The sequence below is a fragment of the Metabacillus niabensis genome, assembly GCF_020524345.1.
GTDB lineage: Bacteria > Bacillota > Bacilli > Bacillales > Bacillaceae > Metabacillus > Metabacillus niabensis_B.
In genome coordinates this window covers 245,708-260,209 of the sequence record NZ_JAIVLH010000002.1, presented here as the reverse complement: position 1 = coordinate 260,209, position 14,502 = coordinate 245,708, and the positions used below count along the sequence as shown (strand labels likewise).

Here is a 14,502-nt window from a genome sequence, read left to right as displayed (position 1 = left end):
TTCCGTGAATAATAACAGAAAGAGAATTTGACTATTAAAATACTTACTTGATAGTATTAAAAGAAAAACAATGTTTAACAAGGCCTCAGATAAGGTGGTTGCATATGAAAACAAATGAAACAAATCAATTAATCTCCGATTGGATGTCTTTAGCAAACATTCAAATTCGCGTGGAACAAGAACTAGAATCGATTCTTCAAGAAGCCCATCAATTAACATTAAAAGAATTTTATGTGCTTTTATTTCTTTCACAAGCACCTAATAAAAAATTAAAATTACAACAATTACAAAATATGGTTGGATTAAGCCAGAGTGCCATGTCACGTTTAGTCAGCAGATTTGAAGCTAAAGGCTGTGGAACATTAAGAAGACATGTTTGTGTTGAGGATCGTCGTGCAATCTTTACAGCTCTAACAGAATCTGGAGAAAAAAAACTGGAAGAAGCCATCAAAACAGTACATCAAACATTACAACATTCTTTTGCTGATAAAGAAATACAAGCTGAATTAAAAAGGCTGCTTACTCAATTTTAGAAGGAATAGATATAGCTTATTTTAGAATACAAATAAGGTAATAGGTTTTTTAAGTTAGAAATCATTTCGCTTGACGAAATATTTTCTCATGTGCTAATTTTGTATGCATGCACATACATTTTATTAGAATTTCATGAAGGAGTTTTTATGTTGAACCATTTATTCAGTCCATACGAGATAAAGGATCTCTCATTAAAAAATCGTGTAGTTATGCCACCAATGTGTCAATACTCAGTAGCAAACAAAGACGGGATCGCAACCGATTGGCATTATATGCACTATGTAAGTCGGGCGATTGGTGGAGCTGGATTTATTATTATTGAAATGACAGACGTTGAACCGGATGGCCGTATTACTGATTTTGATTTAGGATTATGGTCAGATGAACAAATCCCGGCATTAAAACGGATTGTAGATGCTTGCCACCAATATGGTGCAAAGGTTGGTATTCAAATTGCACATGCTGGCAGAAAAGCAGAAGATGCTTCTGAACCAGTAGCTCCATCTGCCATTGCGTTTGATGAAAATTCGAAAACTCCAAGAGAGCTATCAACAGATGAAGTAAAAGCCATGGTTGAAAAGTTTCGACTTGCAGTACGCCGAGCGGTTCAAGCAGGGGTTGACGTAATTGAACTTCATGGTGCACACGGATATTTAATACATCAATTTCACTCTAGGTATACAAATAAACGAACAGATGAGTATGGCCGGGATTTAACCAAGTTTGGAAGAGAGGTCATTGAAGCGGCAAAAGGGGAAATGCCAGAGGGTATGCCTCTCATCATGAGAATATCAGCAAGAGAATATGTAGATGGAGGTTATGGTTTAAACGAGAGCATTGAGTTTTCACGTGAATATCAACGCGCTGGTGTTGATATGTTCCATATCAGTGCAGGTGGAGAAGGTCCAATTGCTGCAGCAGGAAGACCCGGTACACATGTTGCATACCAAGTACCAATGGCCAGAGCGATTAAAGAGGCATTACAAGTACCAGTAATTGCTGTAGGTAGATTAGATGAACCTGCTTTAGCAAACTCAGTAATTGGGAACGAAGAAGCTGATCTTGTAGCAGTTGGGCGCGGCATGCTAAGAAATCCTTACTGGACTTTAGAAGCAGCAACTATTTTACGAAAAGAGATTGGTATACCTCAACAATATATAGCTGGCTTTCCGAGAAATTAGAAGGAAAAGTTAACCGGTTAAAGAATAGGTTAGATAGAGCAATAAAGCTGGATTTTTTTGAAATTCTAGTTTTATTGTTCAAATAAAATTTATAATTTTTCTTTAAAGAAGGGCGAGAACAATTTGAATAAATTATCCGGAACAAAACGAATACAGCTTGCTTTGCTTTTAGGATCACTTGGGCTATTAGGACCATTTACGATTGATATGTATCTGCCTTCATTTCCTACAATTGTAGAAGATTATCAAACAGAAGCATCTTTAGTACAAATTAGCTTAACAACCTGTCTATTAGGGCTTGGATTAGGTCAATTAATTATTGGTCCAATGAGTGATGTTCAAGGTCGACGTAAGCCATTACTTATTTTTTTAATTTTATATTTATTAGCATCATTAACTTGTTCGTTTGCACCAAATATTTATACCTTTATTGCATCACGTTTCGTTCAAGGCTTCGCTGCAGCAGGCGGACTTGTTATTTCCAGGGCTGTAGTTCGGGATGTATATAGTGGTAAAGAATTAACTAAGTTCTTTTCATTATTAATGTTGGTCGGGAATTTGGGTCCAATTGTAGCACCGATTGTAGGAGGCGGTGTTCTTGCTTTTACAAATTGGTCAGGGGTTTTCGTTGTTTTAGCAGCTGTTGGATTAATCTTATTTCTAATTGTTTCATTTAAAATGGAAGAAACGTTACCAAAAGGAAACCGGGTACCAAGCAATTTTAAACAAGTAGTCAGCAATTTTGGTTCGTTATTAAAGGATCGGCAATTTACAGGCTATGCTCTTACACAAGGCTTTATGATTGCCGGTATTTTTGCCTATGTATCTGGTATCCCATTCGTCTATCAAAATATCTATGGCGTATCTCCACAAGTATTTAGTTTATTATTCGGAATAAATGGAATTGCTTTAATCATTGGAACTCAATCTGTTGGTCGGTTAACAGATTATATTTCTGAGAAAACATTTTTGAAAATAGGGTTAATTCTGTCTAACACAGCTGGTGCTCTTTTACTTATTGCATTACTTTTTAAAGCGCCACTTATACTTGTCGCCATTCCAATCTTCTTTTTAGTAGCGTCGATCGGAATTATATCAACGACTTCCTTTGCTCTAGCGATTGAAACTCAAGGTCATATTGCGGGAAGTGCATCTGCATTATTAGGTTTATTGCCATTTGTTTTAGGCTCTTTAACAGCACCACTTGTAGGAATTGCAGGTGAATATAATGCGATTCCAATGGGTGTCGTGATCTTCTCAGCTAGCTTTTTAGCATTTTTATCATATTACGGCTTAGTTCGGAAATCTTCTGCAAGCATTCAAACTGCCAAATAATACGTATTCTTTTTCATTTAGATGGAATTCTAGTATAGTAATAATGAACATGGACTTTTTAATGAAGGAGAGAGTGTAAAATGAAGTTTGTTACATTAAACAATGGATTAAAAATGCCGCAGCTTGGCTTTGGAGTATGGCAAGTTGAGGATGATCAAGCAACTTCAGCTGTTACAAAAGCCATTGAGGTTGGTTACACTTCGATCGATACAGCAATGATCTATAAAAATGAAGTCGGTGTTGGAAAGGCAATTAAGGAAGCATCTGTCCCACGTGAAGAGCTATTTATTACAACAAAGGTATGGAATACTGATCAAGGATATGAAAATACAATAAAAGCATTTGAAGCAAGCTTGGAAAGATTAGATCTTGATTACGTTGATCTATACCTTATTCATTGGCCAACACCAGAGTTTGATCAATATGTTGATACATACAAAGCACTTGAAAAGCTATATAAAGATGGAAAAGTTAAAGCAATTGGTGTATGTAATTTTGAAATTGAGCATTTAGAGCGATTATTAAACGAATGTGAAGTAGTCCCGGTTCTAAACCAAGTTGAGTGTCATCCATACCTCGCACAAATTGAATTAAAAGAATTCTGTGCTAAACATAATATTTTTGTAGAAGCATGGAGCCCACTTGATCAAGGTGGAGAGGCGTTACAAGATGAAGTTATTCAAAAAATTGCAAACTCACATAACAAATCAACAGCTCAAGTCATTTTGCGCTGGCATTTACAAAACAATACAATTGTAATACCAAAATCAGTAACTCCATCTAGAATTGAAGAAAACTTCAATGTTTTCGACTTTGACCTAACGTCTGATGAAATGAATGCAATCAATGAACTTAACCGCAACCGACGTAAAGGTCCACATCCAAATGAGATGAATGTAAGATAATGAAAAACGAAAAGACTGCTTCCAATATTGGAGCAGTCTTTCTTGCATTCTTACTTTTTAGAAAGTTTCCATGCCGGGATTAGAGAATGAAAATAGAAAAAATAGCTCATAACCATATGTATCACAGTGTAAATCGCAAGTGTAGTCAGGTAGGTAAGAAACCATTGACCAACTGAATCACCTAAAAAGAAAAATAACATAATCATACCAATTGGAAAGGGAACTAAAACGATTAACCAAATTGGTGCACCAACTGCCTATGTTATAGCACCTAGTGATACCACAGAGAATCCTATTAATATTGCTTGCCAAAAGGCAATTCCATCACTTATGAGTATACTTCCTAAGTCATATGAGATGGCTGTAAGAAGAATAGCCAGCATAAAATCAACTACATATTTCATCATTTTTCAACTCCTTAGGTAGTCTCTTACTATATTACCATTATCATCCATATTTCGTAAATATTATATATTAATAGGTTTAGAACAATGAAAGAAGAGGAGGATTCGTTAACTATATTGTTTACCTATTGATCGTCGATAATATTATTATGTAAACAGGTTAAATAAAGATGATTATAACCATTCCTCTTCATGATCTTCACGTGGGTAAAATTGATAGTCGGATAATTCAATTAAATGCTGCTCGGTCAATTTTATACCCTCATTTTCAAGGAGTTGCTTTTGCAGTAGAAAGGCGGTTTCTTCTTTAAAGCCAATCTCACCTTTGGCATTCACAACCCGATGCCATGGGAGTTGGTATTTTACACTCATAGAATGAAGGATGCGCACAACTTGTCTGGCACCTCTAGGACTGCCAGCCAACCGGGCAATCTGGCCGTATGTCATAACATGACCTTCTGGAATATGCAGAATAAGATGTATAACTCTTTCTGTAAAAGGGCGAATAATAACCACCTCTTGGGTTTTAGAGTTTCGATAGGGTTAAAAAGGAATTGTATCCAATAAAAATGATTATAACTATATATGTATTATTTATATATTATAACACATAGTACCATAGTAAAATTTGAAACAGAAATGACTACTAATCATAACTAATTTTTTCATAATTCCTAATACTTTTACAAAATCTGTTGACAGTTGTAAGTCCTTGTGGCAAATTTAAAAGATATATTTACATAATTCAGGAGGAAATGATGACTATGGAAAATCGCACGAATATAATCGATTGTACCATTCGTGATGGCGGGTTAGTAAATAATTGGGATTTCAGCGTAGAATTTGTTCAAGACTTGTATCACGGCCTAAATGAGGCTGGTGTTGAGTATATGGAAATTGGCTATAAAAATTCACCAAAGCTTTTAAAGGCTAGCGAACCAAATCCATGGAGATTTCTTGATGATCAGTTTCTTAAAGAAGTGATTCCTGAGAAAAAAAACACAAAACTATCTGCTCTTGTTGATATTGGCCGTGTTGATCCAGAAGATGTTTTACCACGCGAACAGAGTGTATTAGATATGATACGAGTGGCCTGTTATATCCGTGAGGTAGACAAGGGTCTTGAGCTCGTACAAATGTTCCACGAACTTGGTTATGAAACAGCTCTTAACATCATGGCACTTTCCAGCGTTCCAGAGAACCAATTAATTGAGGCTTTTGACATGGTTAAGGAAAGCCCTGTAGATGTTGTGTATATTGTTGATTCGTTTGGAAGTTTAGATCCATCTGACATTGAACACCAAGTAAAGAAATTTAAAGGTATGCTACCTAACAAAAAATTCGGTATTCATACACACAATAATATGCAGCTCGCTTTTGCCAATACATTAACAGCTATGCGTAATGGAGTTAGTTTCCTTGATTCATCTGTATATGGAATGGGTAGAGCAGCAGGGAATTGCCATACAGAGCTTCTTGTTACACATATCCAAAAAGCAAGCTATGAGCTTAAACCAGTTCTGGATATCATTGAAAACCATATGTTGGACATGAGACAAAAGTGGGAGTGGGGGTATATCATTCCTTATATGATCTCTGGAACATTGAATGAACATCCACGTGTGGCGATGGCTTACCGTGATAGTGAGGATCGGGATAAGTTTGTTGAGTTTTATGATAAAGTCACTTCTCCTGAAGCATCAGTTGCTCCTGCGACAAAATAACTAACGTAATAAAAACTCAGCCCCAATAAGGCTGAGTTTTTTATCATTTAATCCATAATTACATCATAAGCTGGCTTGACTTGATACTCAGTATCAAATACAAATGGCGCGTCTACGCCAACACCATCATTATATTGCTCCGCACGATCGTTTAACCATGTATGGTTATCAGCAATTCCCCAGAAGGTAACATTGCTAATGTTGCTACCTAATCTTTCATATAGTTCAAATAATGCATTATAACGTACTGCCTGTCTTTCAAACTCAGATTCAGGTATGTCTTCATAAGTTGGATAAGCAGGTCTTGGCGGCCATCCATATAAACTCACATCTAACTCGGTAATTTGGTTATCTAAGCCTAAGCTTGAAAATAGACGAATGGAATCCTCAATTTCCTGAATTGAAGGCCATCCAATTTGAATATGTGCCTGATGTCCAACCCCATCAATCGGAACACCTTGTTCCAATAAATCCTTCACTAAATTGTACAAAAGATCTCTTTTGGGTTGTACTTCTGTATTATAATCATTAATGTATAATTTAGCATCTTTCCCACCGTATTTTCTAGCTGTTTCAAACGCAACTTTAATATAATCTGTCCCCGTTATTTGATACCAAGGAGATTCACGTAGGCCTTTATCATTTGATGCGTATTCATCAATTACTTCATTCACAACATCCCATGCATCGACATCGTTTTTATAACGCTTTACAATTGTCTTTACATGTTTTTCCACACGTTTAAGAAGGAGCTTTTTATTTTTCTCCCTTTGCTTTGGATCTGTTTCTTCAATCATTGAATTTCCATCTTTGTCTAAAAAGAACCATTCAGGAACTTGACTATGCCAAATTAATGTATGAAAGCGTAGGTCCATATTATTTTCTTTTGCAAATTTCACAATTTTATCAGCTTCTTTAAAATTAAATTTTCCTTCTTCAGGCTGAATATTAATTGGCTTCATTACGTTCTCTGCAACAATACTGGTATAATGACGTTTTAAAACTTCTCCATTCATTCCTTCTAGTTGATAAGGTTCAACTGCTGCTCCAATTGCAAAAGAATTTTCATATCTTTCACTAATTGAAGGGACCTCAAGAGCACTTCTTGCTTCATATGCTGACGCAGCATTTCCTCCTACTGGTAAAAGTAAAGCTAAAGCTATTCCAGAAATAAGTGGTTTTCTTAAAACTTTTAACATTGTATCGTCTCCTTTTTAAAGAACATAAAGTAAGGGCTTACAAAATAGTTTTCCAACATAACCTCCTTAATAATAGTAAAGAAGAGGAAGTAAGTAAGGGATTACAAATGCATGTTCATTTAATTCCTCTTATGCTCGAAATGATTATACCAACAAACAAATAGTTTGTATACCGAATAAACTAAGTAATTGGAGATGTGGGTAAAAATGAATCTTTATTCATAATTACCACATTAATATATGGTATAAAATGTAAAATGGTAGTTCATTCGACATCTTATCGAAAGCGAGTTTTTCTTGTACTTACACGAAAAGATGCCGAGAAATCCGTGGGAGGAAACGAAGATGACAAGTAAACAGATGTCATAAAAGAAAAAAGATGAGATGAAGCATTGCTTAATGCTCATCAATATTCATTGTCAGATACATATCTGTTGCTCCCAGGAAGTTTCTTTATCTTATTCCAGGCTTCAATTGCATCTTTTCGACTTTTCCCTTGATTCTTAGGATCAGCAAAGAAGTCTCGAGTGAATTGATTATATTCAAATTGCGGGGCAATTTTTTTCGTATAAGTTGGGGCTTTCTTTCTTTGTTCTTCCTCATACCAAGCATCAACAACATCTCGGTATGTTTTTCCAATGTTATTTTTAAAGTAGTTCTGGATATACGTAGAGAAATGAAATTTTGGGATAACTGTCTTAAAAAATGCTCTTACACTCTGACTGCAATGATGGTTTTCTGTAATAACAGTATCAAGGCTTGATTCCTCGATTAACTTAATATTTCTTTTTACATTTGGTTTTCTAATAGGAGATTTTATCTCTCCCGTTTTTAAAAATACCTCAATTCTATCTGAGATTTCCTGTTTTGAACCAGTAACGCTTATCCCGTTTTCTCTGCAAAATGTTTGTAATTCCGTTTTCAACCAATAGTAATTTTTAAAACTTTGAATGTTGGTTTGTTTCGTTAATTTAGGTCTCATCATTTATCCTCCTTTTCTCTTTATAACTCATTATAGAACAAATGTTCCTTTCGTACAAATAATAATAATAATAGGAGGTAATTTATTTTGTGAAAGGAATAATCCTCATTCTATACAGTTGTTATCACTACCAATGAAGTCATACAGCAAATGGCGATTCTCACGACGTTTTTCCACGTTGAGCATTGAATAGAGAGTTCGATAAAAATACCCTTCAAAACTTGTATGTATTTTTTTCATCCTTTTCATAAATACGGTTTGTTTAAAAGCATAAACAATAATATCCATAACATCTTCTATACACCTTTTAAAGTTGAGTTTGTTATATGCAATTAACACACGTTTCCATAGACGGTAGATATCAAAAGCATGAAAAAAAGGTTTTGCCGCATGGATAAACTTTTCATGGACTATTTCAGGTACAAAGCTTGCATCTATTTCATGAGCGTTGATCGAACTATTATCAATCAGTTGTTCAACGGGTGTTATATGATTTGTTTCTGTTACGTTAGTTCGTTTATTAGGTTTATTCTCACAGAGTGAGCTTTGCTTATTCTCTGTTTTATTAGGAGTGACATCATGGGTGACATCTTGGGGTGGCATATGATTAGTTAGTAATTCGTCAATTGATTGATAAGGCTGTATGATTAGTAAATTTACCCCTTGCTTTCCATTCATTCTGGCAGTTGGAACTTTCTTTAGAAAGCCTAGGCTTTCTAAAGTTTTAACTACTCGAATAACAGTTCTTCGGTTCAATTCTACCCCAGCTGCTATCGTATCGTATTTAGCAAATGATACACCAAATACTTTAACAGAATGTCTCCAGATAAAAGTTAATACCTTTAAGGTTCCTTCAGATAATGATGATTTGTATGTATACAAAAAGCCACGTACAGAATGATCCATTTCTTCAATTGTTGAAAAAGATTGATAAGACTTCATTGTGTCATAGTTTAGCTTTTGCATGATTAAAATTCCCCCTAGTGATAAAAGTTCGGTCACTCTTTATATAGGGAATTTTCGAGGGGGAGTAGCGTTAAAATTAAATTTTTTCATAGTAGATTATCTTTTTCCAATAATATACTAATGAGAAACACTTGCAAACCTGTTAGCCTTGTATATGACCTGTTTCGAACCAATAAATAAACAGGAGGTATACATGATGAAAAAAATTCTATGTTTATTCATAACTCTAAATATGATCTTTTTCTCTTTTACTATTTCTAAAACCAAGGCTGAAGAACATGATACGACAGAAACTGAAACTTCATTACATTTACTCTTAAATAAGCACGGAATTGAAACTGAAGAAAACAATTTGAATTCCATTGATTTACGATTTCAACAAAAAGAAGTTGCCAAGAAGGATGAGACAATTATAAAAGCTGACAACGAGGTGTCTGCTACGATTTCGAAAGATGAAAAAAAATTGCTTGCCCAACTGGTCCATGCAGAGGCGAAAGGTGAGCCTTATGTTGGTAAGGTGGCAGTTGCTGAAGTTGTACTAAATCGTGTGGATCATGATCAATTCCCGGATACTATTAAACAAGTCATTTATCAAGAAAATGCTTTTGAACCTGTCTCAAATAACTCCATTAACGAACCGGCTGATAAGGAAGCTTATAAGGCTGTTCAAGATGCATTGACAGAAAACGATGAGAATGATGAACTTCTTTATTTCTATAATCCGGACACAGCTACAAGTGATTGGATACAAACTCGTGAAGTGGTTAAAACAATCGGTAATCATGCATTTGCTATATAGAAAATTGCGTACAGTCTAATATGCTGTACGCATTATATTGTTCTTAATCTTCGAGGTCTGCACGAAGTATGTTCTGAATTCCAAGCACCATTTTTACCATTAAATACAACTTCACTACCTTCTCCATCTATGTTAAATTAGATATATACGATACGTAACACGTATTGTTTATACCATACAAATACATGTAATTTTATACATACCGTGCTAGATGGGGAGATGGCGGTGCCCTGTAACCTGCAATCCGCCTTAGCGGGGTTGAATTCCTCTTTAGCGGTATGGTTCATGTAAGGTTTGCCTTATGCAAGCGGTGATGACGATTGGGGTCCGCGCAACAGACATCTATGAAACTGGTCAGGCCTGGAAGGGAGCAGCCATAAGTAGATTCGTCTGTGTGCCGCAGGGTAGCCCTGACTGAGCTGGCTACTTAAGTAACACTTATGTGACCATATCAATAAGAGGTGCACGGTTTTACATATGAACATAGCAGATGACTCCTTTTATTCAAAAAGTAGTCATCTTTTTTTATTTATGATCATTGTCATTATTTGGTTTAAACATTTTTTTTGAAAAAGCATTTAACTTATTTAAAAACCGATTAAAGCCAAACCCTACAAAAAACGCAATACTGATTTGTGCTAAAGGAGTTTCATTGTAATCAATAAAATCAATTAAAAAGATTCCACTTTGTATCAATGTAACAGCTATAACAGCCGTACCTGTAGCAAATATCGGATAAAAGATATACATAATCCACTCTCTATAGTCTGTTAGCTCGCCCTTCATATAGTGAGAGCAAAACATGTAAAGATGGCGAAGGGATCCACCAATTGCTCCGGCAAAGAAATAATAAAGAAAAATCTCAATAGAAGAAATAAATGGAAACAGTTTTTCTAATATTCCAGTCCATAATGCTCCAACAGCTAAAAAGCTGCCAAAAAACAAAAGGGAAAGATAAAGTAAAATCACGGTTTTTAACCATCGTTTCATTCTATCACCCCTAGTTTAAGATTTGATATTATATGAAGAAGTCATCTGAAAAGTGTTTTAGTTCTTGCACCGTGCCAAATAGGCGAAAAAACAAAAGGTATTTTATAAAGTCAAAACACTTTACATAGGTTAGGGGGGTATGGTAGATTGTTTAAAAGAGGAGGTTTTGAATATGTTTGAAGAAGAAGAGGCCTTGAAAATTGAACAATGTAATATGAATCATTCTGAAAGACAAAGCCACCATTCTGATAAAGTAAAAAAATCCTTAATTAGCCGGTTAAATAGAGTTGAAGGTCAGGTTCGCGGTATTAAAGGGTTAATTGAAAAAGATACGTATTGTGATGATATCATTACCCAAATTTCCGCCGTTCAATCTGCCCTTAATAGCTTCTCAAAAGTTTTATTAGAAGCTCATTTAAAAAGCTGTGTAACAGAAAGAATACAAGATGGTGACTTAGAAGTTGTTGATGAATTGCTTGTTACCATTCAAAGATTAATGAAAAAATAAGGAGTGTTAAATAATGGAGAAAACAACGTTAACAGTTCAAGGTATGTCCTGTGGTCACTGTGTAAGTGCAATTGAAGGAAATGTAGGAAAACAAAATGGGGTAGAAAACGTGAAAGTTCATTTAACTGAAGGGAAAGTAGATATCGAATTTGATCCCGTTATTGTTTCATTAGATAAAATAAAGGAAATAATTGATGAACAAGGGTATGATGTAGTTTAACGTCCTTTCCGTAAACAAAACGTGCTTATTTTGTTAGCACGTTTTATTTTGAAAAACATTATACCACTACGGGGTATAGGGAGGCATAGAAAATGTCAGAACAAAGAAAAGAAGCAGTGTTACCTATTACTGGAATGACATGTGCTGCTTGTGCTGTTCGAATTGAAAAAGGACTGAATAAAATGGATGGGGTGGAAGAGGCAACTGTTAATTTTGCTTTAGAAAGAACATCCATTAAATATGATCCAAGTGTTACAAACATAGATAAGTTCACAAAGAAAATAAATGATTTAGGTTATGATATAGCTATGGAAAAGGTTGAACTAAATCTTAGTGGTATGACTTGTGCGGCCTGTGCAAATCGTATTGAAAAAGGTTTACACAAACTGGATGGTGTGACAAATGCATCAGTCAACTTAGCATTAGAAAGAGCAACTATTGAGTTTAATGCCTCACAAGTTACCACAACAGATTTAATTAAACAAGTAGAAAAATTAGGTTATCAAGCCAGCTTGAAAGATGAAGAGAAAAAAAATATCACCGATCAAAGAGCTAAGGAATTACAGACACAAAAAAGAAAGTTTCTTTTTTCCTTAATCTTATCCATGCCTTTACTTTGGTCAATGGTTAGCCACTTTAGTTTTACATCATTTATTTATTTGCCTGAGATGCTAATGAATCCATGGGTACAATTAGCCTTTGCTACTCCAGTACAATTTATTGTCGGGAAACAATTTTATATAGGAGCTTATAAGGCTCTCAGAAATAAAAGTGCCAATATGGATGTACTTGTTGCATTAGGAACATCTGCTGCATACTTCTACAGTTTATTTTTAACGATTGCATCAATAGGTTCTGATCACCATATGGTAGAGCTATATTATGAAACAAGTGCAGTCCTCATTACTTTAATTGTATTGGGAAAATTATTTGAAGTTCAAGCAAAAGGGCGTTCATCTGACGCAATAAAAAAACTGATGGGATTACAGGTCAAAACAGCAATTGTTATCCGTAGAGGGACGGAACAAGAAATTCCCCTTGAAGAAGTACAGGTTGGTGACATTTTAATTGTTAAACCCGGGGAAAAGATACCTGTTGATGGTGAAATTATCGAGGGTCGTTCTGCGCTTGATGAATCCATGCTTACAGGGGAAAGTGTACCAATTGATAAAATTGCAGGCGACAGTGTGATAGGAGCAACTTTAAATAAAAATGGTGTGTTAAAAATAAAAGCGACTAAAGTGGGTCGCGATACAGCTCTATCACAAATTATAAAAGTTGTAGAAGAAGCACAAGGTTCAAAATCACCCATCCAACGTATAGCTGATCAAATTTCCGGTATTTTTGTTCCAATCGTTGTTGGAATTGCCATCGTTACATTTATCATTTGGTTCGTTTGGATAACACCCGGTGATGTTGCAGAAGCACTAGAAAAGATGATTGCAATCTTAGTCATCGCCTGTCCTTGTGCATTAGGACTTGCAACACCAACTTCTATTATGGCGGGATCAGGAAGAGCTGCTGAATTTGGTATCCTCTTTAAAGGTGGAGAACATCTTGAACGAACACATCGCTTAACGACAGTTCTTTTAGATAAAACAGGAACCATTACAAATGGCACACCAATCCTAACAGATATTTTTGTAGAAGATGAGTTTAATGAAAGTGAATTCTTACAACTGGTAGGTTCATCCGAAAAGCAATCTGAACACCCTCTTGCACAGGCAATTGTTTCAGGTATTCAGAATAAAAATATTGACTTGGTTGATGTTGAGGAGTTTGAAGCAATACCGGGATATGGCATAACCGCAAAAGTGCAAGGAAAATTGATCATAGCAGGTACGAGAAAATTATTGATAAAACACAATATTTCTATATCATCGGCACTTCAAACAATGGAAACACTTGAGAGCTCAGGAAAAACTGCCATGTTAATCGCAATTGATGATCAATTTGCCGGAATGGTAGCTGTTGCAGATACGATTAAAGAAACATCGAAAGAAGCCGTCCAACGTTTAAAAAATATGGGATTAGAAGTTGTGATGATTACTGGTGACAATGAGCGAACAGCAAAAGCTATTGCCAACTCAGCAGGAATTGAACGTGTTGTATCAGAAGTTTTACCAGAAGGAAAAGCAGAAGAAGTAAAAAAACTTCAGCAGAAAGGAAAAGTTGTTGCTATGGTTGGAGATGGAATTAATGATGCACCGGCTTTAGCAATGGCTGATATTGGAATGGCAATTGGAACAGGAACAGATGTTGCCATGGAAGCTGCAGATATTACTCTTATTCGGGGAGATCTTAACAGTATTGCTGATGCAATCTCTATGAGTCAAAAAACGATTCGAAATATTAAGCAAAATCTCTTTTGGGCATTTGCTTATAATTCACTAGGAATACCAATTGCAGCAATGGGATTCTTAGCACCTTGGTTAGCAGGTGCAGCCATGGCCTTTAGTTCAGTCTCAGTTGTCTTAAACGCACTTCGATTACAAAGAGTGAAACTATAATCAAAGGACAAATAAAGGAGATTCATTCTGTTTAGCTTCTTTATTTGTCCTTATTTTTAAATATGAATTGATACCTTGGACTACAATTAATGCAATGGTAACTCCTAATAAATAGTAGCCAAACAATTTTATAAAGCTCATATTTACACTTAACAGAACCATACTGCCTTCTTTCCTGCAAGACTTCCCTCCTAAAATATGGTATACAATATTTCCCTTCACCTATTCATCTTTAAAATAAGAGA

The 14,502-nt window shown here is 35.3% G+C and carries 15 protein-coding genes and 1 other RNA gene; 10 read left to right on the top strand and 6 right to left on the bottom strand.

Features of this window, described 5'->3' with window-relative positions; translation table 11 throughout:
- The first annotated feature begins 104 nt into the window (after positions 1-104).
- From LC095_RS04265 to LC095_RS04250, 4 genes are all read left to right on the top strand, one after another.
- Positions 105-533 (top strand): MarR family winged helix-turn-helix transcriptional regulator, encoded by a 429-nt coding sequence (locus tag LC095_RS04265; protein ID WP_226526974.1) that lies wholly within the window; start codon positions 105-107, stop codon positions 531-533.
- 150 nt (positions 534-683) lie between these two features.
- A complete protein-coding gene (locus LC095_RS04260) occupies positions 684-1,715 on the top strand; it encodes an NADH:flavin oxidoreductase/NADH oxidase (protein ID WP_226526973.1) in 1,032 nt (343 codons plus the stop codon).
- A gap of 123 nt (positions 1,716-1,838) precedes the next feature.
- The gene (locus LC095_RS04255) at positions 1,839-3,050 is read left to right on the top strand and encodes a multidrug effflux MFS transporter (RefSeq protein WP_226526972.1); all 1,212 of its coding nucleotides are present in this window, start codon (positions 1,839-1,841) and stop codon (positions 3,048-3,050) included.
- An 80-nt stretch (positions 3,051-3,130) separates the two neighbouring features.
- On the top strand, positions 3,131-3,955 hold the full coding sequence (locus LC095_RS04250) for an aldo/keto reductase (RefSeq protein WP_226526971.1): 825 nt from the start codon (positions 3,131-3,133) through the stop codon (positions 3,953-3,955).
- Between the two features lie 257 nt (positions 3,956-4,212).
- Here the strand turns inward: LC095_RS04250 and LC095_RS04245 are convergent, their stop codons facing one another.
- Both LC095_RS04245 and LC095_RS04240 read right to left on the bottom strand, forming a co-directional pair.
- The gene (locus LC095_RS04245; protein ID WP_226526970.1) at positions 4,213-4,359 is read right to left on the bottom strand and encodes a hypothetical protein; all 147 of its coding nucleotides are present in this window, start codon (positions 4,357-4,359) and stop codon (positions 4,213-4,215) included.
- Positions 4,360-4,533: 174 nt separating this feature from the next.
- Positions 4,534-4,866 carry an MGMT family protein gene (locus LC095_RS04240; protein ID WP_226527123.1) on the bottom strand — a complete coding sequence of 111 codons (333 nt, stop codon included), beginning with the start codon at positions 4,864-4,866 and terminating at the stop codon, positions 4,534-4,536.
- Positions 4,867-5,123: 257 nt separating this feature from the next.
- On the opposite strand from LC095_RS04240, the gene LC095_RS04235 reads away from it, so the two are divergent.
- Positions 5,124-6,083 carry an aldolase catalytic domain-containing protein gene (locus LC095_RS04235; RefSeq protein ID WP_226527122.1) on the top strand — a complete coding sequence of 320 codons (960 nt, stop codon included), beginning with the start codon at positions 5,124-5,126 and terminating at the stop codon, positions 6,081-6,083.
- Positions 6,084-6,130: 47 nt separating this feature from the next.
- On the opposite strand, the gene LC095_RS04230 is transcribed toward LC095_RS04235, so the two are convergent.
- From LC095_RS04230 to LC095_RS04220, 3 genes are all read right to left on the bottom strand, one after another.
- Positions 6,131-7,282, bottom strand: a complete 1,152-nt coding sequence (locus LC095_RS04230; RefSeq protein WP_226526969.1) for an endo-1,4-beta-xylanase — start codon at positions 7,280-7,282, stop codon at positions 6,131-6,133.
- Positions 7,283-7,688: 406 nt separating this feature from the next.
- The gene (locus tag LC095_RS04225; protein WP_226526968.1) at positions 7,689-8,264 is read right to left on the bottom strand and encodes a DUF6434 domain-containing protein; all 576 of its coding nucleotides are present in this window, start codon (positions 8,262-8,264) and stop codon (positions 7,689-7,691) included.
- A 105-nt stretch (positions 8,265-8,369) separates the two neighbouring features.
- Entirely contained in the window at positions 8,370-9,230 is an 861-nt protein-coding gene (locus tag LC095_RS04220) for a helix-turn-helix domain-containing protein (protein ID WP_226526967.1), read from the bottom strand.
- Positions 9,231-9,426: 196 nt separating this feature from the next.
- On the opposite strand from LC095_RS04220, the gene LC095_RS04215 reads away from it, so the two are divergent.
- On the top strand, positions 9,427-10,029 hold the full coding sequence (locus LC095_RS04215; protein WP_226526966.1) for a cell wall hydrolase: 603 nt from the start codon (positions 9,427-9,429) through the stop codon (positions 10,027-10,029).
- Positions 10,030-10,231: 202 nt separating this feature from the next.
- Positions 10,232-10,498, top strand: an RNA gene (ffs, locus tag LC095_RS04210) — signal recognition particle sRNA large type.
- Positions 10,499-10,554: 56 nt separating this feature from the next.
- On the opposite strand, the gene LC095_RS04205 is transcribed toward ffs, so the two are convergent.
- Positions 10,555-11,019: a hypothetical protein gene (locus LC095_RS04205; protein ID WP_226526965.1), complete on the bottom strand. Its 465-nt coding sequence runs from the start codon at positions 11,017-11,019 to the stop codon at positions 10,555-10,557.
- A 172-nt stretch (positions 11,020-11,191) separates the two neighbouring features.
- On the opposite strand from LC095_RS04205, the gene LC095_RS04200 reads away from it, so the two are divergent.
- The 3 genes from LC095_RS04200 to LC095_RS04190 all read left to right on the top strand — a co-directional run bounded on the left by LC095_RS04200 (position 11,192) and on the right by LC095_RS04190 (position 14,257).
- Positions 11,192-11,527 carry a metal-sensitive transcriptional regulator gene (locus LC095_RS04200; protein ID WP_319005754.1) on the top strand — a complete coding sequence of 112 codons (336 nt, stop codon included), beginning with the start codon at positions 11,192-11,194 and terminating at the stop codon, positions 11,525-11,527.
- A gap of 13 nt (positions 11,528-11,540) precedes the next feature.
- Positions 11,541-11,747, top strand: coding sequence for a copper chaperone CopZ (gene copZ / locus LC095_RS04195; RefSeq protein ID WP_226526964.1), 207 nt, complete (start codon positions 11,541-11,543; stop codon positions 11,745-11,747).
- Positions 11,748-11,839: 92 nt separating this feature from the next.
- Positions 11,840-14,257: a heavy metal translocating P-type ATPase gene (locus tag LC095_RS04190; RefSeq protein WP_226526963.1), complete on the top strand. Its 2,418-nt coding sequence runs from the start codon at positions 11,840-11,842 to the stop codon at positions 14,255-14,257.
- Positions 14,258-14,502: the final 245 nt, after the last annotated feature.